This window comes from Micromonospora sp. NPDC006431 (assembly GCF_042870725.1).
Classification (GTDB): domain Bacteria; phylum Actinomycetota; class Actinomycetes; order Mycobacteriales; family Micromonosporaceae; genus Micromonospora.
Window position 1 is genome coordinate 252,664 of the sequence record NZ_JBIAHQ010000001.1, and the last position, 21,479, is coordinate 274,142.

18 protein-coding genes and 1 tRNA gene are annotated in these 21,479 nt (G+C 72.1%); 11 read left to right on the forward strand and 8 right to left on the reverse strand.

Going from position 1 to position 21,479, the window contains the following annotated elements:
• Nucleotides 1–24: 24 nt before the first annotated feature.
• The 3 genes from ACFYM6_RS01250 to ACFYM6_RS01260 form a co-directional block, all read right to left on the reverse strand.
• On the reverse strand, nucleotides 25–834 hold the full coding sequence (locus ACFYM6_RS01250; protein ID WP_357434489.1) for a WecB/TagA/CpsF family glycosyltransferase: 810 nt from the start codon (nucleotides 832–834) through the stop codon (nucleotides 25–27).
• On the reverse strand, nucleotides 831–1,904 hold the full coding sequence (locus tag ACFYM6_RS01255) for an NAD-dependent epimerase/dehydratase family protein (RefSeq protein WP_387271114.1): 1,074 nt from the start codon (nucleotides 1,902–1,904) through the stop codon (nucleotides 831–833). The genes ACFYM6_RS01250 and ACFYM6_RS01255 overlap by 4 nt, the downstream gene beginning before the upstream one ends.
• Nucleotides 1,905–2,011: 107 nt before the next feature.
• Nucleotides 2,012–2,097: transfer RNA gene (locus ACFYM6_RS01260), tRNA-Leu, on the reverse strand.
• A 209-nt stretch (nucleotides 2,098–2,306) separates the two neighbouring features.
• Here ACFYM6_RS01260 and ACFYM6_RS01265 point away from each other — a divergent pair.
• The 7 genes from ACFYM6_RS01265 to pknB all read left to right on the forward strand — a co-directional run bounded on the left by ACFYM6_RS01265 (nucleotide 2,307) and on the right by pknB (nucleotide 11,206).
• Nucleotides 2,307–3,095 (forward strand): DUF3662 and FHA domain-containing protein, encoded by a 789-nt coding sequence (locus ACFYM6_RS01265; RefSeq protein WP_091126795.1) that lies wholly within the window; start codon nucleotides 2,307–2,309, stop codon nucleotides 3,093–3,095.
• A 6-nt stretch (nucleotides 3,096–3,101) separates the two neighbouring features.
• The gene (locus ACFYM6_RS01270; protein ID WP_357434490.1) at nucleotides 3,102–3,587 is read left to right on the forward strand and encodes an FHA domain-containing protein; all 486 of its coding nucleotides are present in this window, start codon (nucleotides 3,102–3,104) and stop codon (nucleotides 3,585–3,587) included.
• The gene (locus ACFYM6_RS01275) at nucleotides 3,584–5,020 is read left to right on the forward strand and encodes a protein phosphatase 2C domain-containing protein (protein ID WP_387271116.1); all 1,437 of its coding nucleotides are present in this window, start codon (nucleotides 3,584–3,586) and stop codon (nucleotides 5,018–5,020) included. The genes ACFYM6_RS01270 and ACFYM6_RS01275 overlap by 4 nt, the downstream gene beginning before the upstream one ends.
• 85 nt (nucleotides 5,021–5,105) lie before the next feature.
• Nucleotides 5,106–6,536, forward strand: coding sequence for an FtsW/RodA/SpoVE family cell cycle protein (locus tag ACFYM6_RS01280; RefSeq protein ID WP_387271829.1), 1,431 nt, complete (start codon nucleotides 5,106–5,108; stop codon nucleotides 6,534–6,536).
• Nucleotides 6,533–8,047, forward strand: a complete 1,515-nt coding sequence (locus tag ACFYM6_RS01285; RefSeq protein ID WP_387271118.1) for a peptidoglycan D,D-transpeptidase FtsI family protein — start codon at nucleotides 6,533–6,535, stop codon at nucleotides 8,045–8,047. The genes ACFYM6_RS01280 and ACFYM6_RS01285 overlap by 4 nt, the downstream gene beginning before the upstream one ends.
• A gap of 1 nt (nucleotide 8,048) precedes the next feature.
• The gene (locus tag ACFYM6_RS01290) at nucleotides 8,049–9,407 is read left to right on the forward strand and encodes a serine/threonine-protein kinase (protein ID WP_387271120.1); all 1,359 of its coding nucleotides are present in this window, start codon (nucleotides 8,049–8,051) and stop codon (nucleotides 9,405–9,407) included.
• On the forward strand, nucleotides 9,404–11,206 hold the full coding sequence (gene pknB / locus ACFYM6_RS01295) for a Stk1 family PASTA domain-containing Ser/Thr kinase (protein WP_387271122.1): 1,803 nt from the start codon (nucleotides 9,404–9,406) through the stop codon (nucleotides 11,204–11,206). Before ACFYM6_RS01290 ends, pknB begins: the two co-directional genes overlap by 4 nt.
• A 179-nt stretch (nucleotides 11,207–11,385) precedes the next feature.
• Here the strand turns inward: pknB and ACFYM6_RS01300 are convergent, their stop codons facing one another.
• The 4 genes from ACFYM6_RS01300 to ACFYM6_RS01315 are packed head-to-tail and all read right to left on the reverse strand — an operon-like array spanning nucleotide 11,386 to nucleotide 15,048.
• On the reverse strand, nucleotides 11,386–12,036 hold the full coding sequence (locus tag ACFYM6_RS01300; protein ID WP_387271124.1) for an aminodeoxychorismate/anthranilate synthase component II: 651 nt from the start codon (nucleotides 12,034–12,036) through the stop codon (nucleotides 11,386–11,388).
• Nucleotides 12,037–12,041: 5 nt separating this feature from the next.
• Nucleotides 12,042–12,323, reverse strand: coding sequence for a hypothetical protein (locus tag ACFYM6_RS01305; RefSeq protein ID WP_387271125.1), 282 nt, complete (start codon nucleotides 12,321–12,323; stop codon nucleotides 12,042–12,044).
• Between the two features lie 2 nt (nucleotides 12,324–12,325).
• Nucleotides 12,326–14,245 carry a class E sortase gene (locus ACFYM6_RS01310; RefSeq protein ID WP_387271127.1) on the reverse strand — a complete coding sequence of 640 codons (1,920 nt, stop codon included), beginning with the start codon at nucleotides 14,243–14,245 and terminating at the stop codon, nucleotides 12,326–12,328.
• Nucleotides 14,242–15,048, reverse strand: a complete 807-nt coding sequence (locus ACFYM6_RS01315; protein WP_387271129.1) for a DUF881 domain-containing protein — start codon at nucleotides 15,046–15,048, stop codon at nucleotides 14,242–14,244. The genes ACFYM6_RS01310 and ACFYM6_RS01315 overlap by 4 nt, the downstream gene beginning before the upstream one ends.
• Nucleotides 15,049–15,279: 231 nt before the next feature.
• Here ACFYM6_RS01315 and ACFYM6_RS01320 point away from each other — a divergent pair, with 231 nt between their 5' ends.
• Complete coding sequence (locus ACFYM6_RS01320; RefSeq protein ID WP_387271131.1) at nucleotides 15,280–15,543, forward strand: cell division protein CrgA; 264 nt, start codon at nucleotides 15,280–15,282, stop codon at nucleotides 15,541–15,543.
• A 414-nt stretch (nucleotides 15,544–15,957) separates the two neighbouring features.
• Complete coding sequence (locus ACFYM6_RS01325; protein WP_387271133.1) at nucleotides 15,958–18,201, forward strand: heterodisulfide reductase-related iron-sulfur binding cluster; 2,244 nt, start codon at nucleotides 15,958–15,960, stop codon at nucleotides 18,199–18,201.
• 67 nt (nucleotides 18,202–18,268) lie between these two features.
• Here the strand turns inward: ACFYM6_RS01325 and ACFYM6_RS01330 are convergent, their stop codons facing one another.
• Nucleotides 18,269–18,940, reverse strand: coding sequence for a GPP34 family phosphoprotein (locus ACFYM6_RS01330; RefSeq protein ID WP_387271135.1), 672 nt, complete (start codon nucleotides 18,938–18,940; stop codon nucleotides 18,269–18,271).
• 121 nt (nucleotides 18,941–19,061) lie between these two features.
• Here ACFYM6_RS01330 and ACFYM6_RS01335 point away from each other — a divergent pair, with 121 nt between their 5' ends.
• Nucleotides 19,062–20,369, forward strand: a complete 1,308-nt coding sequence (locus tag ACFYM6_RS01335) for a hemolysin family protein (protein WP_387271831.1) — start codon at nucleotides 19,062–19,064, stop codon at nucleotides 20,367–20,369.
• The gene (locus ACFYM6_RS01340) at nucleotides 20,362–21,366 is read left to right on the forward strand and encodes a hemolysin family protein (protein WP_387271137.1); all 1,005 of its coding nucleotides are present in this window, start codon (nucleotides 20,362–20,364) and stop codon (nucleotides 21,364–21,366) included. The genes ACFYM6_RS01335 and ACFYM6_RS01340 overlap by 8 nt, the downstream gene beginning before the upstream one ends.
• Nucleotides 21,367–21,479: the final 113 nt, after the last annotated feature.

Below are 21,479 nucleotides of genomic sequence, written 5' to 3' on the forward strand. Positions count from 1 at the left end.
GGTGCCGCCGGACTGATTCCGGCGTCAGACGTCGAAGCCGGCGGGGCGCTGGGTGGCCGGTGCCGGCGGGGCCGCCTTCCACAGGCCGGTCTTCTGTGCGGTCAGCCGGGCCAGGTAGGCCGGGTTGAGGATCACGTACCGGCGCCAGAGCCGCTTCGGCTCCAGCCCGAGCCGCCAGAACCACTCCAGCCCGGCCCGCTGCATCCACGGCGGCGGGTTGCGCAGCAGGCCGGCGTGGTAGTCGAACGCCGCGCCGACCGCCATCAGCGGCATGTCCAGCAGCGGGCGCATGGCGTACGTGAAGACCTCCTGGCGCGGGCAGCCCAGCCCGACCAGGACCAGCCGGGCGCCGCTGGCCTTGATCCGGTCGGCGATCTCGACATCCTCGCCCGGCTGCAGCGACCGGAACTTGGACGGCTCGACTCCGGCGATCTTCAGCGCCGGAAACTTCCGCTCGAGGGCCGGGACCAGCCGGGACAGGGTCGCCTCGGTGGAGCCGTACAGGTAGACCGGCAGTCCCTCGTCGGCGAACCGGGCGAGCACCCGGAGGGTGAGCTCCGGGCCGTAGACCCGGTCGGTCAGCCCGGCGCCGTGCAGCAGGTTGAGCGCCCAGCGGACCGGCTGCCCGTCCGGGGTGACCACGTCGAACGCGTTGAGCCGGGCGTTGTGCGCCGGGTCGAGCACCCCGGTCATCACGCCGTGCACGGCCAGCGCGGTCAGCGCCAGCGGACGGCGCTCCTGCGCCGCCGCGACCACCGCCTCGGTCGCCCGGGCGTAGTCGGTCGCGTCGACGAGTACGCCGAGCACGTTCCGCTTGGTGCTGCCGGTGGTCATGCCTTCGGCACCCACTTGTCGACGTTCGCGTCGTAGATCTCGCGGAGGATCATCGGCACGTCGTAGGTGATCTTCCAGTTCGGGTAGTGCTCCTCGAACCGGGCCATGCTGCTGACGTACCACTGGTGATCGCCGGTGCGGGCCTGTTCAACATAGTTGATCTTCGCCTCCTGGCCGGTGATCTCCTCGGCGATCCGGAACGCCTCGATGTGCGAGGTGTTCGAATGCCGGCCGCCACCCAGGTTGTAGACCTGGGCCGACCGTGGCTCGCGGAAGAACGCCTCGAAGGCGGTCAGCACGTCCCGGGAGTGGATCGCGTCCCGGACCATCTTGCCCTTGTAGCCGAAGAGGTTGTACGTCCGGCCCTCCATGACGCAGCGCATCAGGTAGGCCAGGAAGCCGTGCAGCTCGGCCGCCGAATGGGCCGGGCCGGTCAGCGTGCCGCCTCGGAAGCAGGCGGTCCTCATGTCGAAGTACCGGCCGTACTCCTGGACCATCACGTCGGCGGCGACCTTCGAGGCGCCGAAGACCGAGTGCAGCGACTCGTCGATCGACATGTCCTCGGTGATGCCCTGGTGGTAGGGGTGGTCCTCGGGCAGTTCGTACCGGGTCTCCAGCTCGACCAGGGGCAGGCTGTTCGGGCGGTCGCCGTAGACCTTGTTGGTCGAGCAGTGGATGAAGGGCGCCTCGATGGCGTGCCGGCGGGTGTTCTCCAGCACGTTGAGGGTGCCGCCGGCGTTCACGTCGAAGTCGGTGTACGGCTCCTTGGCGGCCCAGTCGTGGCTCGGCTGCGCGGCGCTGTGGATCACGACGCCGATGTCCGAGCCATACTTCTTGAAGACCTGCTCCAGGCCGTCCCGGTCCCGGATGTCCACCGCGTAGTGGGTGTAGGCGCTGCCCAGTTCGGCGGCGAGCCGGTCCAGGCTCCAGGATGTCGAGCCGTCCTCGCCGAAGAAGTACCGCCGCATGTCGTTGTCGATACCGACCACATCGAGACCGAGGCCCGCGAAGTGCCGGGCCGCCTCAGAGCCGATCAGACCGCCGGAACCGGTCACCAACGCGACAGTCACACGCCACTCCTGATCGATAGGGGGCAGGGAAACCATCGGAGCATAGCGTGACGACCGGCATGCCCCGATATGGCGCGAGGGCCCCGCTATGTGCGGAGCCCTCGTGATGGTGGGGAAGGGGGGAGTTGAACCCCCACGCCCTTTCGGGCACACGGACCTGAACCGTGCGCGTCTGCCATTCCGCCACTTCCCCGTGGCCTTGACCTGGAACACCGTAACTCATCCCGGTCCCACCGACTGCGGCAGGTGCCGAGACATATTACGCTGTTCCCGGTCATCGCCACGAGCGATCACCGTTCGTGGCGGACGAAACTCTAGCACGACCGCAGGGCCAGCCACGAACGGGCCGCCGGGGCCGGCCGAGCGGCGTGTGAGCTGCGGAGGCGGTGTCCGGATACCATCATTGCCTCGGGACCCGAGGAGGAGCCGGTGAGCGTGCTGCAACGCTTCGAGAAGCGTCTGGAAGGCCTGGTCGAGGGGGCCTTCGCCAAGGTCTTCAAAGGGGTCGTCCACCCCGTGGAGATCCTCAACGCCATGCAGCGGGAGGCCGAGGCGCACAAGGCGATCCTGGCCGGTGGGCGCACGTTGGTGCCCAACCGCTACGTGATCGATCTCTCGCCGTACGACCACAGTCGGCTGGCGCCGTACGCCGCCGCGCTGGCCCAGGAGCTGGCCCAGTCGCAGGCGGAGTTCATCGGCGAGCAGGCCTGGACGGTCTACGGCGACGTGATCGTCGAGGTCGAGCGTGGCGAAGGGCTGGACACCGGGATGTTCCGGGTCACCGCCGAGGTCTACACCGGCGGCGACGTCGCCCCGGTCTCCGCGCCCGGCGGCTACGACGCCGGCCCGGCCTACCCGTCGTACGACCAGGGTGGCGGCTACGGCCCGCCGCCGGGGCACGGCGGCGGTCGCAACGTCCGGCTGGTCTCCGGTGACGGCCGCACGTACCCGCTCCAGATGGGCTCGACCGTGATCGGCCGCGGCGACCAGGCCAACCTGCGCCTGCCCGACGTCGGCATCTCGCGGCGGCACGCCCGGCTCGACTTCGACGGCGGCCAGGTCGTGCTGACCGACCTCGGCTCCACCAACGGCACGATGGTCAACGGCCAGCGCGTCTCCGCGGTCGCCCTCAACCCGGGCGACATGATCCAGTTGGGCACGACCACCCTGACCTTCCGCGTGGACGGCTGATCCGCCTTGCCGGAACTCGTCATCACCGTCGCCCGGTTCGGGTTCCTCATCCTGCTGTGGATCTTCGTTTTCACGGTGGTCGGGGTGATCCGCCGAGATCTCTTCGCGGGGGCCCGGTCGGGTCGGCTGGTGGCCGCGCCGCGCGCGGTCGGGGCCTCGACCGGGCAGGCGGCGAGGCCGGCGAAGGTGAAGCGGGGCAGAGCCGCGCACCAGCTGGTGGTCACCGCCGGCCAGCTGGCCGGCACCCGGATCACCCTCGGCGAGTCGCAGATCACCATCGGCCGGGCCGAGGATTCGACGCTGGTCATCACCGACGACTACGCGTCGGCGCGACACGCCCGGCTGGTGCCGCGCGACGGGCAGTGGTTCGTCGAGGACCTCGGATCGACTAACGGCACCTACCTGGATCGCGCTAAGGTCACCGGACCGACCCCCGTCCCCCTCGGCGTGCCGATCCGGATCGGCCGCACCTCCCTCGAATTACGGCCATGACTTTGACCCTGCGCTATGCGGCCCACAGCGACCGCGGTCTGATCCGAGACGGTAACCAGGACTCCGTCTACGCCGGGCCGCGGCTACTCGCCGTCGCCGACGGCATGGGCGGCATGGCCGCCGGTGACGTCGCCAGCAACATCGTCATCGGTGCCATGGCGCCCCTCGACGAGGACGTCCCCGGGGACGCCCTCGTCGACGCGCTGCGTTCCGCCGTGGGCACCGCCAACCAACAACTCCGCGAGACCGTGGACGCCAACCCGCAGCTGGAGGGGATGGGCACCACGCTCACCGCCACCCTCTTCTCGGGCAGCAAGCTCGGCATGGTCCACATCGGCGACTCGCGCGCCTATCTGCTGCGGAACGGCGAGTTCGCGCAGATCACCAAGGACGACACCTACGTCCAGATGCTCGTCGACGAGGGCCGGATCAGCGCGGAGGAGGCGAGCAGCCACCCCCAGCGGTCGCTGCTCACCCGGGCGCTGGACGGCCGCGACATCGACCCGGAGTACAGCGTCCGCCAGGTGCTCCCCGGCGACCGCTACCTGATCTGCTCCGACGGGCTGTCCGGCGTGGTCAGCGCGGACACCATCGCCGACACGATGCGCGAGTACGCCGATCCGCAGCAGTGCGTCGAGCGCCTGGTGCAGCTCGCCCTGCGCGGCGGCGGCCCGGACAACATCACGGTGATCATCGCCGACGCCACCGACCAGGACATCGTCGAGGCATCCCCGATCGTCGGCGGCGCCGCCGCCCGGGACCGGGGCATGGCGACCTCCGCGGACGGGTCCACCCCGGCGGCCCGCGCCTCGGCCCTGTCCGCGCCGCGGCCGGCCGCGCCGGAGGATCCGGTGGACCGCGAGGACGAGCCGGAACGCCGTCGGTACCGCCCGGTGCGTACCGCGGCGATGCTGCTGGCGCTGCTGGTCATCCTCGGCGGTGGCCTCTTCGGCGGGTGGAGCTACACCCAGCGCCAGTACTACGTCGGCGCCACCGAGGACGGCAAGCTCGCGGTCTTCCGCGGGGTGCCGGGCCAGATCGCCGGGCTCGACCTGTCGAGCGTGCACGCCACCAGCCCGGCCAAGCTGGACGACCTCACCCTGGCCGCGCAGGAGCAGGTGAAGCAGGGCATCCAGGCGAAGAGCGAGCCGGACGCCGAGCGCCGGCTGGCCGAGTTGACCAGCGACGACCCGGCCAACCCGAACCTCAAGCCGACCTGCCCGACCAGCCCGACGGCGGCCGCGGTCAGCCCGACGCCGACCGTGTCCCCGACCGCTGTCCCGACCGGGACGGCCAGCCCGCTGGCCCCGGCCGTCAGCGCCACCGCCAGCGCGCCGGCCACCGCCCCGACCGCGCCCACCACCACGCCCGACGTCGCCCCCTCCGACACGGTCCCGCCGGTCGACCCGGCAGGCTGCCGGTCGCCGGAGTGACCGTCGGCTCGAGCCCGAGGACTCATCCGTGACCGCAGCCGCCGTACCGGCAACCTCGCCCGTCTCGACGGGCGAGCAGCCTGGCGTGCGCCTGGCCCGGTCCCGGCGTAACGCCGAGCTGTCCCTGCTCCTGCTCGCCATGGTGCTGGTGGCGGCATACTCGGCGACGGTCGAGGCGACCGTGCTGGACACGGTCACCCCGGACTTCTGGATCCCGGCCGCCGCGCTGGGGCTGGTCTTCCTCGGCCTGCACCTGATCATCCGCTGGCTGGCGCCCTTCGCCGACCCGGCGTTGCTGCCGGCGGTCGCCCTGCTCAACGGCATCGGCGTGGGCTTCCTGCGCCGTTACGACCTGGCCCAGGCCGCCCCGGCCGACCGGGAGCACCTCGCCATCTTCGCCGGTACGGGCGGCCGGCAGCTCGCCTGGACGCTCGCCGCGGTGATCCTCGCCGCCGCCCTGCTGGCGATCATGCGGGACCACCGGTCGCTCTCCCGGTACGCGTACACCCTGGGGCTGGCCGGCATCGTGCTGGTGATGATCCCGGCGGTGCTGCCGGCCCGGTTCTCCGAGATCAACAACGCCAAGCTGTGGATCCGGATCGGCGGCTTCTCGATCCAGCCGGGTGAGTTCGCCAAGCTCGCCCTGCTCGCCTTCTTCGCCTACTACCTGGTCCGCAAGCGGGAGGTGCTGTCGCTGGCCAGCCGGCGGGTGCTCGGCATCGACTTCCCGCGCGGGCGGGACCTCGGGCCGGTCCTGGTGGTCTGGATCATCAGCCTCCTGGTCCTGGTGTTCGAGAAGGACCTGGGCACCTCGCTGCTCTACTTCGGCATGTTCGTGGTGACGCTCTACATCGCCACCGAACGGGTCAGTTGGCTGCTCATCGGTCTGATCCTGTTCTTCGGCGGCGCCTACGTGGCCTACCTGCTGGGCGGCACGGTGGGCGGTCCATTCGCCAACTTCTACCTGCGGGCGGAGATCTGGCTGGACCCGTTCGGTGACCCGTACGACAAGGGTTACCAGCTCGTTCAGGGTCTGCTCACGCTCGGCACCGGCGGCCTCTTCGGGGCCGGGCCGGGCGGTGGCCAGCCGACCCTGCTGCCCGAGGTGCAGACGGACTTCATCTTCGCCGGCATCGGCGAGGAGATCGGGCTCTTCGGCCTCTCCGCGCTGCTCGTGGTCTACCTGCTGATCGTCGAGCGGGGGCTGCGGGCCGCCCTCGCGGTGCGGGACTCGTTCGGCAAGCTGCTCGCCGGCGGCCTGGCCTTCACCCTGGGCCTGCAGGTCTTCGTCATCGTCGGCGGGATCAGCAAGCTCATCCCGCTGACCGGTCAGACCACCCCGTTTCTCTCCGCCGGTGGCTCGTCGCTGATGGCGAACTGGCTGCTCATCGCGGTCCTGCTCCGGGTCTCCGACGGCGCTCGCCGGCCGGTGGCGCCCGGTGGCCCGGCGGTCCGGCCGTCCGGCGGCCCGCCCGAGCAGCTGCACGGTGCTCCCACGGAGGTGATCCGGCCGTGAACGCACCCCTGCGCCGCGTCGGCGTGGTCGTGATGATCCTTTTCGGGCTGCTCTTCGCGAACCTGAACTGGATTCAGGCCTACAAGGCCGACGAATACCGCAACAGCGACTACAACGGCCGGGTCCAGGTCGCCGAGTACGAGCGCAAGCGCGGCAACATCGAGGTCGGCGGCACCGCGTACGCCCTCAGCAAGGAGACCGGCGGCAAGCTGAAGTTCCAGCGCAGCTACCCGGACGGCGAGATGTACGCGCACGTGCTCGGCTACAAGCCGGTCAACCTCGGCGACATCGGCATCGAGCAGCTCGAGAACGACTTCCTCGCCGGCACCAGCGACCAGCTCATCGGCGACCGGGTGAAGGACATGTTCACCGGGAACAAGACCGGTGGTGGCAACGTGCTGCTGACCCTCTCCAAGGGGGCGCAGGCGACGGCCTTCAAGCAGCTGCAGAACAACCAGGTCGGGGCCACCCGGGGCGCGGCGATCGCGATCGACCCGCGTACCGGGGCCGTGCAGGCGCTGGTCTCCATGCCGAGCTTCGACCCGAACCCGCTGGTCAGCCACGACACCGAGGCGGCCCAGACGGCGTACAACAAGCTCAACAAGGATCCGGACCGCCCGCTGGCCAACCGGGCCCTGTCCGAAACCCTGCCTCCCGGCTCCACCTTCAAGATCGTGATGGCCGCGGCGGCCTTGGAGAGCGGCATCAGCCCGCAGACCGAGATCCCGGCCGGGTCGAGCTACACCCCGCCGACCTCAGGCTCGCCGATCAAGAACGCCGCCCCGACCATCTGCCCCGGGCCGACCGGCACCCCGGTGACCCTCAAGGACGCCGTCACCTTCTCCTGCAACACCGGCTTCGCCCAGCTCGGCGTGAAGCTCGGGGCCGACAAGGTCAAGGAGAAGGCCCGCCAGTTCGGCTTCGAGCAGGACGACCTCACCGTCGGGCAGCTCAACGAGGGCGGCCTGCCGGTGGCGGCCAGCCGGACCGGTGACATGCAGAACCCGGACGGGGGCACCGACCCGGCCGCGCTGGCCCAGTCCTCGATCGGGCAGAACAACGTGCGGATGACGCCGCTGCAGGGCGCGCTGATCGCCGCCTCGGTCGCCAACGGCGGCAGCCAGATGCGGCCGTACCTGGTCAAGCAGCTGCTTGCCCCGGACCGCACCACCAGCTACTACACCGCCAAGCCGCGTGAGCTGCGCCGGCCGGTGAGCGGCCAGGTGGCTGCCGACCTGCAGGACATGATGGTCAGCGTCGTCAAGAAGGGCACCGGCGAGAGCGCCGCCGTCAAGGGCTACACGGTCGGCGGCAAGACCGGCACCGCCCAGTCCGGCCCGGACACGCCCGACCACGGCTGGTTCATCGGCTTCGCGCTCGACAAGAACGGCACCCCGATCTCCGCCGTCTGCGTGGAGCTGGAGCGGGCCGGCAAGGGCGGCAGCGCCGAGGCGGCCCGGATCGCCGGCCGGATCATGGAGGCGGCCATCGCCGGCTCCGGAGGCCGCTGACATGCTCAGCCCAGGGGTGCAGCTCGGCAACCGCTACCGCCTCGACGAGCGGATCGCCAGCGGTGGCATGGGCGACGTCTGGCGCGGCACCGACCAGGTGCTGGGTCGTACGGTCGCCGTGAAGAGCCTGCTCCCCGCCCTGCTCGACGAGCCCGGCTTCGCCGAGCGGTTCCGCGGCGAGGCGCGGACTATGGCCACCATCAACCACCCCGGCGTGGTGGACGTCTACGACTTCGGCAGCGACCAGCAGATCGCCTTCCTGGTCATGGAGTACGTCGAGGGCGACGCGCTCTCCTCCACGCTCAGCCGGGTCGGGCGGCTCACCCCCGCCCGGACGATGGCCCTGCTCGCGCAGGCCGCCGACGCGCTCCATGCGGCGCACGAGAAGGGAATCGTGCACCGCGACGTGAAGCCGGGCAACCTGCTGGTCCGGCCGAACGGCACGCTGGTGCTCACCGACTTCGGGATCGCCCGTTCCGACCTGGTCGGCCAGCTCACCGCCGCCGGCTCGGTGCTCGGCACGGCCTCGTACATCTCCCCGGAGCAGGCCACCGGCGCCGTCGCCACCCCCGCCTCCGACGTGTACGCGCTCGGCGTGGTCGCGTACCAGTGCCTCGCCGGCCGGCGGCCGTTCGAGGGGGACAACCCCCTCGAAATCGCCATGAAGCACGTCCGGGAGGCTCCCCGGCCGCTCCCCGCCGACATCCCGCCCCAGGTCCGCGCCATCGTCGAGCGGGCCCTGGCGAAGGACCCCGCGGCCCGCTGGCCCAGCGCCGCAGCCCTGGCCAGCGTGGCCCGGCAGGCCAAGCTCGCCCTGTCGCAGCAGGCGCGCGCCGGCGGACGTCCGGGGCCGGTCTCCGCCGTACCCTCCTCGTCGGCGGCGCCGGCGGCCCGGGCGCAGGTCCCGGCCGCGCCGCGACCGCAGCCCCACCCGCCCACGGTGGCCAGCCGCCCGCCGGTCGCCGCCCGGCCGGCCGCGGTGGCGCCGCCCGCCCCGCAGCCCCGCCCGCCGCTGGCCCCGCGCGGCGCGGCGACCGTCCCGCCGCCCCGGCAGCCCAACCCCCTCGGGTACGCCAGCCCGGCGGCCGCCCCGGCTCCCCGCAGGTCCCGGTCCGGGCGGTGGGTGATCGCGATCGTGGTGGCCATACTGGTCGTGCTCTGCTCGGGCGTGATTTCGTACAAGTACAAGAAGGGCACGTTGGCCGGAGACCCCGGCGCGCTTGCCCCGGTGAGCGTGACCTCCGGCGCGGTGCGGGCCCACGGAGGGGACGATCTGGTCCGGACGTCGTACCGTCGTGAGGTACGGCTCCAGCCGGCTGGCGGCGACACGACGACGAGCGAAGGACGAGAGACGCGATGACAGCGCAGGCCCGCCTGCTCGGTGGCAGGTACCAGGTCGGCGAGCTGCTCGGCTACGGCGGCATGGCGGAGGTGCACCGCGGTCGCGATCTCCGGCTCGGTCGGGATGTCGCGATCAAGATGCTCCGGGCGGACCTGGCCCGGGACGCCACTTTCCAGATGCGGTTCCGGCGTGAGGCGCAGAACGCCGCCTCGCTCAACCACCCGGCCATCGTCGCCGTGTACGACACCGGCGAGGAGACCGCGCCGACCGGCGAGACGCTGCCCTTCATCGTGATGGAGTTCGTCAACGGGCGGACCCTCAAGGAGGTGCTGGGCGCCGAGGGTCGGCTGCAGCCGCGGCGGGCGCTGGAGATCTGCGCCGACATGTGCGCGGCGCTGGAGTTCAGCCACCGCCACGGGATCATCCACCGGGACATCAAGCCCGGCAACGTCATGCTCACCCAGACCGGCCAGGTCAAGGTGATGGACTTCGGCATCGCCCGGGCGCTGGCCAGCGGGGCCACCACGATGACGCAGACCAGCGCCGTCATCGGCACCGCGCAGTACCTCTCCCCCGAGCAGGCCCGCGGTGAGGCGGTCGACGCGCGCTCCGACGTCTATGCGGCCGGCTGCGTGCTGTTCGAGCTGCTCTGCGGGCACCCGCCGTTCGTCGGGGACAGCCCGGTCAGCGTCGCGTACCAGCACGTGCGGGAGGCCCCGCCGACGCCGAGCAGCATCAACCCGGACGTCAACCCCGCGGTCGACGCCATCGTGCTCAAGGCGCTGTCCAAGAACCCGCTGAACCGCTACCAGAGCGCCGGCGAGATGCGGGCGGACCTGCTCCGCGCCGCCGCCGGCCGGCCGGTGCTGGCCACCCCGGTCATGCCCGCCGACGAGACCGCCCCGATGGGCCCGGCCGGGGCGGGGGGCTACCAGACGCAGGTGATGGGGCCGCAGACCCGGCAGCAGATTCCGGCCCGGGTCGGCGACCCGCGCAAGCGCAAGAGCTCCGCCTGGGTGATCGCCACCTTCGCCGCGCTCGGCGTACTCGCGGTGATCGCCCTGGCCGCCGCCCTCTGGCTCAACCAGGCCGGCGCCGACAAGGTCCAGGTCCCGGGGGTGCAGGGCAAGAGCCAGGTGGAGGCGCAGGCGGTGATCCAGCAGGCCGGGCTCCGCTCGGAGCTCGGCGACCCGGTGCAGAACGCCACCTGTGAGAAGGACACCGTCGTCGGCCAGAGCCCAGATCCGAACACCGAGGCGGCCAAGAACTCGGTGGTGACGCTCCAGATCTGCGGCGGCAAGCCCCAGGCGACGGTCCCCCGCGGCCTGGTGGGCAGCACCTATGAGAGCGCCAAGAATCGCCTGGACGAGCTGAAGCTGCAGGTCACCCGGAAGGATGTCGACAGCGGGCAGCCCGAGGGGCAGGTCACCAGGGTGACGCCGGGTGAGGGCACCACGGTCGACGAGGGCTCGAAGGTCGTGGTTGAGGTCTCCAAGGGCAACATCACCAAGGTGCCGGACGTGGTCGGCCTGCCAGAGGACCGGGCGACCAAGATGCTGGAGGACGCCGGCTACAAGGTGCGGAAGCTCGATGGCAACGAGGTGTCCCCGGACAAGGCTGGCCTGGTCAGCAGCCAAAAACCGGGTGGCAACGCCACCGCTGAGAAGAACACGAGGGTCACCATCTACGTCGACTTCGCGGCGCCCGAGCCGTCCGACAGCGCGACCGCGACGCCGACACCCACCGGTTCGCCGACCGGGGGCGGCGGTGGGTTCCCCTTCCCGACCCCGCCGACGGCGCACGACACCAGGCAGTGACGAATCGAGGCCCCGACGTGCGTCGGAGCCTCGATTCGGTCGGGCCTTGCCCGTCCTGGCCCATCATGATCGACTCAATGTCGCCGACATGGCGGCATCCGAGTGCATGCGACACCGCGATGTCGCGTAAGCGGAGTGGATCAAGCCGGGCGGCGGCGCCCGGGTCGGGGAGCTGACGGTCAGGCGGCGGCGAAGGCGGCCCGGCGGCGGGCGTCCACCTCGGCGGCGAGTTCCGGAGCCCGCTCCAGCGCCTCCGGGAAGCCGCACGCGGCCAGCCAGTTCGCCAGCATGAGGTGCCCGCCCTCGGTCAGCACCGACTCGGGGTGGAACTGGACCCCCTCGATCGGCAGGGTCCGGTGCCGCATCGCCATGACCACGCCGGAGCCGGTCCAGCCGGTGACCTCCAGCTCCTCCGGCAGGGTCTCGGGCAGCACGGCGAGTGAGTGGTACCGGGTGGCGGTGAACGGGTCGGGCAGGCCGGCGAGCACCCCGACCCCGAGGTGGCTCACCTCGGAGGTCTTGCCGTGCAGCAGTTCCGGCGCCCGGGTCACGGTCGCGCCGAACGCCTCACCGATGGCCTGGTAGCCGAGGCAGACCCCGAAGAGGGGCAACTTGCCGGCGTACTCCTTGATGACGTCGAGGCAGATGCCGGCGCGGTCCGGGCTCCCCGGGCCGGGCGACAGCAGTACGCCGGCCGCGCCCACCTGGCCCACCTCGGCGACGTCGATCTCGTCGTTGCGCCGGACCTCGCAGTCCACGCCGAGCTGGCCGAGGTACTGCACCAGATTGAAGACGAACGAGTCGTAGTTGTCGATCACCAGGACGCGCATCGGGGTCACCTGTTCGGGGTGGTGGGCGGGGCGTTGTTCGTCTCCGTGCTGTACGGGATCTCCTCGTGGCTCGGGGTCACCTCCGGGTCGTTGAGGCCGCCGCCCGAATCCTCACCCGGTACGCCGGTCTCCTGGGTGACCTGCACGTCGTCGAAGGGGAGCAGGGGCTCCGCCCACGGGAAGACCACGAACCAGAGCAGGGCGACCGCCGCCGCGGTGAGCAGCACCGAGCCGGCCAGCTTGCCCGCCAGCCCGAAGGGGAGTTTGCGCCAGATCCACCCGTACATCGTCAACCTTCCAGCTCGGCCGGGCGGCCCGCCGACTTCGCCTGCACGTGGTCCAGCCGGGCGTGGATGATCAGCCGCTGGTAGTTGTCGAACTTGGGGTTGCAGGTGGTCAGGGTGAGCAGCTTCTCGGTCGGCTTCGCGCCCGGTTTGCCGGGCACCGGGGCCACCACCTCGACCTGGTTCGGTCGGACGATGCGCTGCTCGTAGACCTTGTAGACGAACCAGTCGGTCTTGGACTCCACCACGATGTTGTCACCGGTGCGGAGCTCGTCCAGCCGCCAGAAGGTGGCCCGGATGCGGTGCCCGGCTACGGAGAAGTTGCCCACCTGGCCCGGCAGGGCGCTCTTCGGATAGTGGCCGGGGGCGTACCGGATGTCGGCCGGGCTGACCCCCTCGACCACCACCCAGTGCTTGTCGAACTTCGGGATGTAGAGCCCGGCGACCGGCTTGCCCTCCGCCGGTGGCGTGGGCTTCGCGGCGGGCGCGCTCGGGCTGACCGTCGGGTCCCCGGTCGGCCCCCACTCCTGGGCGAGCTGGCTGTTCAGGTCGTTCTGGTGGGCGTCGACGATCACCGTCTTGCCCCAGATCTCGTACCCGGCGAAGAGCAGCACCACCAGGCCGAAGGTGATCAGCAGTTCGCCGGTGCCGCGCACGGCGGTACGCAGGCGGGAACCGACGGTGGGCCGGGTCAGCTCCGAGTAGACGCTCTTGTAGCCCTCGCCGGTCTGCTCGGGGCGTAGCTGCACCACCCGCTCGCCCCGACGGGGCGTGGGCGGCGCGGCGGGGGTGTCGGGCTCGTCGCCGGAGTCCTGGACGGGGGGCACCGCACCCATCAGCGCGGTCGAGTCCAGGGCCTGGTTCCGGGCCGGCCGGTTCGGGACAGTGGGGATCAGGGCGGTCGCGGCCGGGTCCGCCGGGTCGCCGGCCGGTCCACCCGGGCCGCTCCCGGTCGGACCCGCCGCCCGGGGTACGCCGGCGGCCGGTGACCCGCCCCGAGGGGCGGCGCCGGCCGGGTCTCGGCCGGGCCGTCCGGCCGGCGGAACACCATGGCCCTCGTACGGGTGCCCGGCGGAGCGGCGCGCGGGTCGGTCGCCGACCGGGGGGATGAACGTGGTCGGCCCGTCGCCCGGCGCGGCTGGTCGTACCGCTGAGGTGTCGAACCCGCGGGCGACTGGCTCGTCGGGGGCGCGGTGGCCCGGTACGTGCGTAGGGAGCCCGGACGCGCCGGTGGGGCCCTCTGCCCGGCGGGCGCCGGGGCCGTCGGGGGGGTGGTGGCCGGGCCCAGCGGTGGGGCCCTCTGCCCGGCGGGCGCCGGGGCCGTCGAAGGAGCGGTGGCCTGGCGCGCCGGTGGGGCCCTCCGCCCGGCGGGCGCCGGGGTCGTCGGGTGCGCGGCGGCCGGGCCCGGGGGCTCCGGGCGCGGCGGTGTGGCCCTCCGGCCGGCGTGCGCGCGGCTCGTCGGCGGCCCGGCGGCCCGGCGTGTGGGTGCTGAGCCCTGGCCGGGCGGTGGGGTCGTCGCCACTCCAGCGGCCCGGCGCGATGCCCCCCGGGCCCGGCGGCCCCGGCCGGCGGTCGAACCGGTCGTCGGCTGTGTTGGTGCGTGGGCCCGCGGTGGCCGGGTCCGCCGGCCAGCGGCTGGCCTGCTCGGCGGGGCCGCCGGCCGGCTGGCGGGGGTCGTGGTGGCGGCGCTCCGGGCCGGCGGCGGGCGCCGGCGGGCGGGCCTGTGGGTCACCGGTCCAGGGCGGGGGCGGGGACGGGAACCGGGCGGCCGGCCGGGCGCCCGGCGCATCGGGCGCCTCCGCCTCCGGCCAGGGCAGGTCGAGCGCGGGCCGGGCCGGGGGCGGTGCGGGCCGGTCGACCTTCGGGATGAACGCGGTCGGCCCCTCGCGGCCGTCGTGGCGCTCCCGCGCGTCCTCCGGCCTCACTGCAGCACCTTCGCGGACTGGAGCGCGGTCGAGTCCTCGAACGCCGGCACGGTGACCGTGGAGGTGGTCTCCTTGTACCCGAGCTGGTAGTGGTCGACCGCTTCCCTGAACAACCGGACTCCCTCGGAGGCGGCGAGCGCGCGCTGGAGAGCGGCGGGGTCGCCGATTGCCACGATCTTGAACGGAGGGGAGTACACCCGGCCGTGCAGCAGCAGGGTGTTACCGACGCAGCGTACCGCGCTGGTGCTGAGGACGCGGACGTCCATGATTGACATCGCCTCGGCTCCACCCGCCCAGAGCGCGTTCACGACCGCCTGGACATCGCCCTGGTGGACGACCAGGTCGTCATTGCTGGCACCTTTGGGCAGGGCCTGGTCGGCCCGCCGGGGCGCGTCGTCCAGCTCGATGGTGACCCCGGTGCCGGTGAGCGCGGTGAACCCGGCGGCCTGCCGGCTGGCGGCGGCCCGGTCGCGCTGGGCCTTGATCGGGCCGTCGGTGTCGGCGAGCGCGGCGGTCTGCTCCTCGACCTCGGCGCGCAGCTCGGCGGCCTGCTTCTCGCTCGCCGCAACCTCTTCCCGCCGGTCCTCGATCAACTGGGTGAGCTGGGGCCGGCGGTCTTCCCGCAGCGGCGTGCCGCCGGCGGTGGTAGCGGTCGTGGTGAACAGCAGCCCCGCCGCGGCGGCGATCAGGGGTACGCCGATCGACCAGCCCGGGCGGCGCTGCCGCGGCCGTCGGGGCAGCAGGCCGGCGACCGCCCGCCGGAGGACCTTCTGCCAGGAGGCGGCGCCGGACGTGTACTCCACCGGGCGTTCCCTTTCCCGTCGTCTCGTTCCGGTCCGCGTCGACCCGGACCGGTGTGTTCGACCCGAAAAGTCCCGCCTTTTCGGTCACTCCGCGCACTGGCCTGACCCCATTCGTGGCCTGGACGGTCCGTCGGGACTACGCTAGCTGTCGAACCATTATTGGCCATGGACCGTCGCCCCCGCGCCCGGTTGTCAGGCCGGACGAGGTCGTACCCCCCTCTGGAGAGCGTCGTGCCCAAGTCTCAGGTCCGCAAGAAGAAGGTGTACACCCCGCCGACGGACGTTCGTCCCACGGCAACGGCGGCGACGCGCAAGCCGAGCCCCATCTGGCTGCCGATCACGGCCGTGGCGCTGATCGTCGTCGGCATCGGCTGGCTGGTCGTGTACTACCTCTCCGAGCAGGCGTATCCGGTCATGTCGTGGGGTTACTGGAACCTCGCGGTGGGCTTCGGCGGGATGGTCGCCTCGCTGATCCTGCTCTCCCGCTGGCGCTGACCGGTCGACGTCCGGCCCGCCCCCCGCGACACCTTCAGCTCGGCGCGTCTGACGCGGCACAGCGACCTGAAGCCGTCGTACCGGGGGCGGGCCGTCGGCCCTGTCCTGCCCCGGGCGGCCGCCGCTGACCGGTTCCACCACCCGCTCCGGGGGGTTACGTCACGCCGCGACGCCCCTGACCGGCGGGCGGCGCCCGGTCCCCCTAAGGTGTCGGCAGGGCGGCGCGGCCGGATGCGAGATGACTCACGTTACTGCTGGGTAACCTTGCGCGTAGGCTGCACTGCATGACCGAGCGGAGCGAGGTCATCGACCGGTCGGGTCGGGGTGGGTGGGAGCGGCGCAACGCCGGCCCAGCCCTGAGCCCCGCGCGGTCGCCGAGCCGCTCGACAGGCAGCAGACCGGGAGGCCAACTCGATGGGCAGCGTCCAGATCGTCACCACGATCCTCGCGGCCGCCGTCACCGCGGTGGCGGTGGGGCTTGCGGTGCGCGCGGTCATGCAGATGGTGGCCGTCATCCGGCTCGGGCAACCGGCCCCGGAGCGGTTCGCCGACAAGGGCGCCCGCACGGCGAAGGTGCTGGTGGAGACCGCTGGTCACACCCGCATGCTCAAGTGGAGCGTGGTGGGCGCCGCGCACTGGTTCGTGATGGTCGGGTTCATCGTGCTGTCGCTGCTGGTGCTCGAGGCGTACTTCGAGGTGGTCACGCCCGGCGGCGGCCTGCCGATCATCGGGCACTGGACGATCTTCGGCCTGGTCACGGAGCTGATCGGCATCTTCGGCCTGCTCGGCATCCTGGTGCTGATGGCGATCCGGCTGCGCAACCGGCCGAACCGGCCCGGCAACCGGTCCCGGTTCACCGGCTCCACCATGTGGCAGGGCTACTTCGTGGAGTGGGTCGTCCTGCTGGTCCTGATCTTCGGCTTCGTGATCCGGGGCTTCAAGGTCGCCACCGACCATTTCGAGTTCCCGGTCTGGGCCACCCCGCTCAGCCACGCGGTCGGCGCGGCGCTCCCGGCTTGGACGGCCGGCGTGAGCCTCGCCGCGCTCGTCAAGATCGTCATCTCGATGACCTGGCTCATCGTGATCTCGCTGAACGTCACCATGGGCGTCGCCTGGCACCGTTTCCTGGCGTTCCCCAACATCTTCTTCAAGCGCGACCCGGAGAAGTCGGCCGGCTCCGGCCTCGGCCCGCTGCGGCCGATGACGAGCGACGGCAAGCCGCTCGACTTCGAGGAGGCCGACCCGGAGAAGGACCAGTTCGGCGTCGCCCAGGTCGAGCAGTTCACCTGGAAGGGCCTGCTGGACTTCAGCACCTGCACCGAGTGCGGCCGCTGCCAGTCGCAGTGCCCGGCGTGGAACACCGGCAAGCCGCTGTCGCCGAAGCTGCTGGTGCTGAGCCTGCGCGACCACGCGTACGCCAAGGCGCCGTACCTGCTGGCCGGCGGCGGCAAGGACCTGACCGGTGAGGAGAAGGCCACCCAGGAGCAACTGGCGAACGTCGACGTGCTGGCCCTGGCCGAGGCCGACCGGCCGCTGATCGGCACCGCCGCCGACGGTGGCGTCATCGATCCGGACGTGCTCTGGTCCTGCACCACCTGCGGCGCCTGCGTCGAGCAGTGCCCGGTGGACATCGAGCACGTCGACCACATTGTCGACATGCGCCGCTACCAGGTGCTGATCGAGTCGAGCTTCCCGTCCGAGGCCGGCGTCATGCTCCGCAATCTGGAGAACAAGGGCAACCCGTGGGGCGCCCCGCAGAACACCCGGGAGGACTGGACCAAGGGCCTCGGCTTCGAGGTGCCCCGGGTCGGCGAGGTCGAGGACTTCGAGTACCTGTTCTGGGTCGGCTGTGCCGGCGCGTTCGAGGACCGGGCCAAGAAGACCACCCGCGCGGTCGCCACGCTGTTGCACGAGGCCGGCGTCTCCTTCGCCATCCTCGGTGAGGGCGAGACCTGCACCGGTGACCCGGCCCGCCGGATCGGCAACGAGTTCGTCTTCCAGATGCTCGCCCAGCAGAACGTCGAGACGCTGAACGAGGCGTTCGAGGGCCGGGAGCGGAGCAAGCGCAAGATCGTCGCCACCTGCCCGCACTGCTTCAACACCCTGGGCAACGAGTACGGCCAGCTCGGCGGCGAGTTTGAGGTGGTTCACCACACCCAACTCCTGGCCCACCTGGTCGCCACCGGCAAGCTCACCCCGGTGCAGCCCGTGGATGGCGGCCTCACCTACCACGACCCCTGCTACCTGGGCCGGCACAACCGGGTCTTCACCCCGCCGCGCGAGGTGTTGGGCGCCGCTCTCGGCGGCGGCCAGGGTGGCGCGGCCGGCGCTTCCGGTGCAGGCCGCGACAGCGGCCTGATCGAGATGCCGCGGAACAGCGAGCGCTCCTTCTGCTGCGGTGCCGGCGGTGCCCGGATGTGGATGGAGGAGAAGATCGGCAAGCGGATCAACGTGGACCGGGTCGAGGAGGCCATGTCCACCGGGGCGAGGACCATCGCGGTCGGCTGCCCGTTCTGCTCGACGATGCTCAACGACGGGGTCAACGGCAAGGGCGCCGGGGAGCAGGTCGAGGTGATCGACGTTGCCAGCGTGCTGCTCCGCTCGGTCAAGCCGGAGAGCACCCGGGGCGACAAGGAAGCCGAGCCGGTCGCCGGCTAGGCGTACGCCGGGACGGCCCGGCACTCGACGGCGGTGGCCCCCGGTGGAGCCACCGCCGTCGTGGAGTCTAGGTGGCGGCGGTGGTGACGATGACGGCGGTCGTGATGGCCGTGAGCACCGCCGCCTGGGTCTCCTCGATCGCCTTCCGGGTCGCCGCGGACGCCCAGTCGCCGGCCGTGATCTCGGCCAGCCGGGCCTTGACCCGGTCCTTCGGCAGGTCCGGGAAGAGTTTGCGGTCCAGCCCGACCGACCGGCTAAGCGCGATCAGCGCGCCGGTCCGCGCGTCGACCGGCCCGTCGGCCACGACTGCGGCGTGCATCCGCCGCCGGGCCTCCGTCTCCGGCACCGGCTCGCCGCCGGTGGGCGAGGGATACCGGGTACGCGGGAAGAGCCCGAGCAGCCGGTCCGACTCGCGTCGGAGCACACCGGCCTCGACCAGCCCGGCCAGCACGCGGTCGGAGAGCTGCCGGGCCAGCCGCCCGACCCAATCCTTGGGCCGGCGGCGCTTGCCCTCCGCGCCGACCCTGGCCAGGGCCTCGTCCAGCATTGGGTGCCCGACCGGGGTCGGGTCGACGACGGCCAGCCGGCCCTCGACCAGCTCGACGCGGCCGGCGAGGGTCAGCTCCAGCAGCACCGCCCCGGCGAGCCCGTAGTCCAGGTGCGGGCGGCCCAGCCGGTTGGTGCCGGCCTCGTCGTAGGCGAGGAGGACCAGCTCGTCGGCGAGAGTGAGCCCGTTCATGCCCGCCACGCTAGCCCGGCCGGGCCACCCCGGGCTCGCGTCCACTCGTGCCGCTGGCGGGGCCGTGGAAGAATCGCGCCGAGGTGAGCCGATCATCGATGCCCTGTTGGTCACCACGCTGTTGCCCCTGGTCGGCTTCGTCCTGCTGACCGCCGGCAACGCGTTCTTCGTCGTGGCCGAGTTCGCCCTGGTCACGGTGGACCGCGCGGAGATCGACCGGCGGGCCGGCGAGGGCGACGGCCGGGCCGCCACGGTACGCCGGGCGCTGCGCGAGCTCTCCTTCCAGCTCTCCGGCGCGCAGCTCGGCATCACCATCACCGCGCTGCTCACCGGCTACCTGGCCGAACCCGCCCTGGCCCGGCTCTTCGCCCCGCTGCTGCGCCCGTTCAACGGGGCGGAGCGGTTCAGCACGCTGCTCGCCCTCGCGCTGGCCACGCTGATCTCGATGCTCTTCGGCGAGCTGGTGCCGAAGAACCTCGCGCTGGCCCGGCCGATGCCGGCCGCGCTCGCCACCGCCGGGCCGATGCGGACCTTCTCCCGGACCTTCGGCTGGCTGATCCGGTTGCTGAACGACTCGGCGAACCGGCTGGTCCGCCGGCTCGGGGTGGAGCCGCAGGAGGAGCTGGCCAGCGCCCGGTCGCCGGAGGAACTGGGGCTGCTCGCCGCGATCTCGGCCCGGGCCGGTGCGCTCCCGCCCGACACCGCGATGCTGCTGCGCCGCACCATCCGCTTCGGCGACAAGCGCGCCGCGGAGGCGATGACGCCCCGGGTGGACGTGATCGCGCTGCGGGCCACCGCGACCGTCGCCGAGCTGCTGGACCTGTCCCGGCAGACCGGCCGGACCCGGTTCCCCGTCTACGAGGAGACGCTGGACCTCGTCACCGGCGTCGCCGGGGTGCCGGACGCGCTCGGCGTACCGCTGGCGCAGCGGACGAGGACGACGGTGGCCGCGGTCGCCCGCGAACCGGTGTACGTGCCGGAGAGCCTCGACCTGGACGGCGTGCTCGCCGCCCTCAAGTCGGCCGGTGCCGACCTGGCCATCGTGGTCGACGAGTACGGCGGCACCGACGGTGTGGTGACCGTGGAGGATCTGGTCGAGGAGCTGGTCGGGGAGATCGCCGACGAGTTCGACCCGGACGCGGTGGACGAGCTCGGGCCGGTGGAGCTGACCGTGCCGGGTGGGGAGCGGACCGTCCTGGTGGACGGCGTGCTGCGCGCGGACGAGCTGGCCGAGCAGACCGGGTTCCGGCTGCCCGAGGGCCCGTACGAGACCCTCGCCGGCTTCCTGATGGCCCGCCTCGGGCACATCCCCGTACCCGGGGAGACCGTCGAGGCGGGCGGGTACGAGTTCACCGTGGTCGAGGTCGAGCGGCACCGGATCGAGCAGGTCCGGGTGGTCCGCCCCGAGGAGCCGGACGACGATGAGTGAGCTGGCCGTCGCCGTCCTGCTGCTGTTCGGCAACGCCTTCTTCGTGGGTAGCGAGTTCGCGCTGATCGCGTCCCGCCGGACGGTGATCGAGCCGCTCGCGGCGACCTCGAAACGCGCCCGGTGGGCGCTCGCCGCGATGAACCAGATCCCGCTGATGATCGCCGGGGCGCAGCTCGGCATCACGGTCTGCTCGCTCGGCCTCGGCGCGATCGCCGAGCCGGCGCTGGCCCACCTGCTGGAGACGCCGTTCGAGGCGCTTGGGCTGCCCGCCTCGGCGGTGCACCCGGTGGCCTTCGTGATCGCCCTGGGCGTGGTGGTCTACCTGCACACCGTGGTCGGCGAGATGGTGCCGAAGAACATCACCCTGGCCGGTCCGGAGCTGTCGGCGCTCTGGCTCGGCCCGGCGATGCTGGCGTTCTGCCTGGCCACCAAGCCGCTGCTGCTGGCCATGAAGTGGTCGGCCCGGCAGGTGCTGCGGTGGTGGCGGGTCGAGGCGACGGACGCCGTGAAGACGGTGTTTACGGCGGAGGAACTGGCCGGGTTGGTGTCCCAGGCGCGGACCGAGGGGCTGTTGGACGCCGAGGAGCATGCCCGGATCACCGGCGCGCTGGCCCTGCACAGCCGCACCGCGGCGGACGCGCTGCAACCCTGGTCGACGGTGACCACGGTGGCCGAGGACGTGTCACCGGCCTCGCTGGAGGTGCTGGCGACCCGTACCGGCCGGTCCCGGTTCCCGGTGGTGCAACGGTCCACCCGGCGGGTGCTCGGCTTCGTCCACGTGAAGGACGTGCTCGGGTATGCGGGCGCGAGTCGCCGGGCGCCGGTGCCCGCCGAGGTCTACCGGCCGCTGGCGGTGGTGCCACCCGACCGTACGCTGGCCGACCTGTTGCTCTCGATGCGGCGCGAGCGGCGGCACATGGTCCTGGTGAGTGACGGACGTCGACCTCTGGGTGTGGTGACGCTCGATGATGTATTGACGGCGATAGTTGGGAAGTGATTGAACACCGTTTGTGTGCAAGCGGTTGCGCATACGTGATATAGCGATACGCCGCCTTGATTCCACCCCGTCGCCTTCCCTAATGTGGGGCACCGACCGCTGTGGGTCGTCTG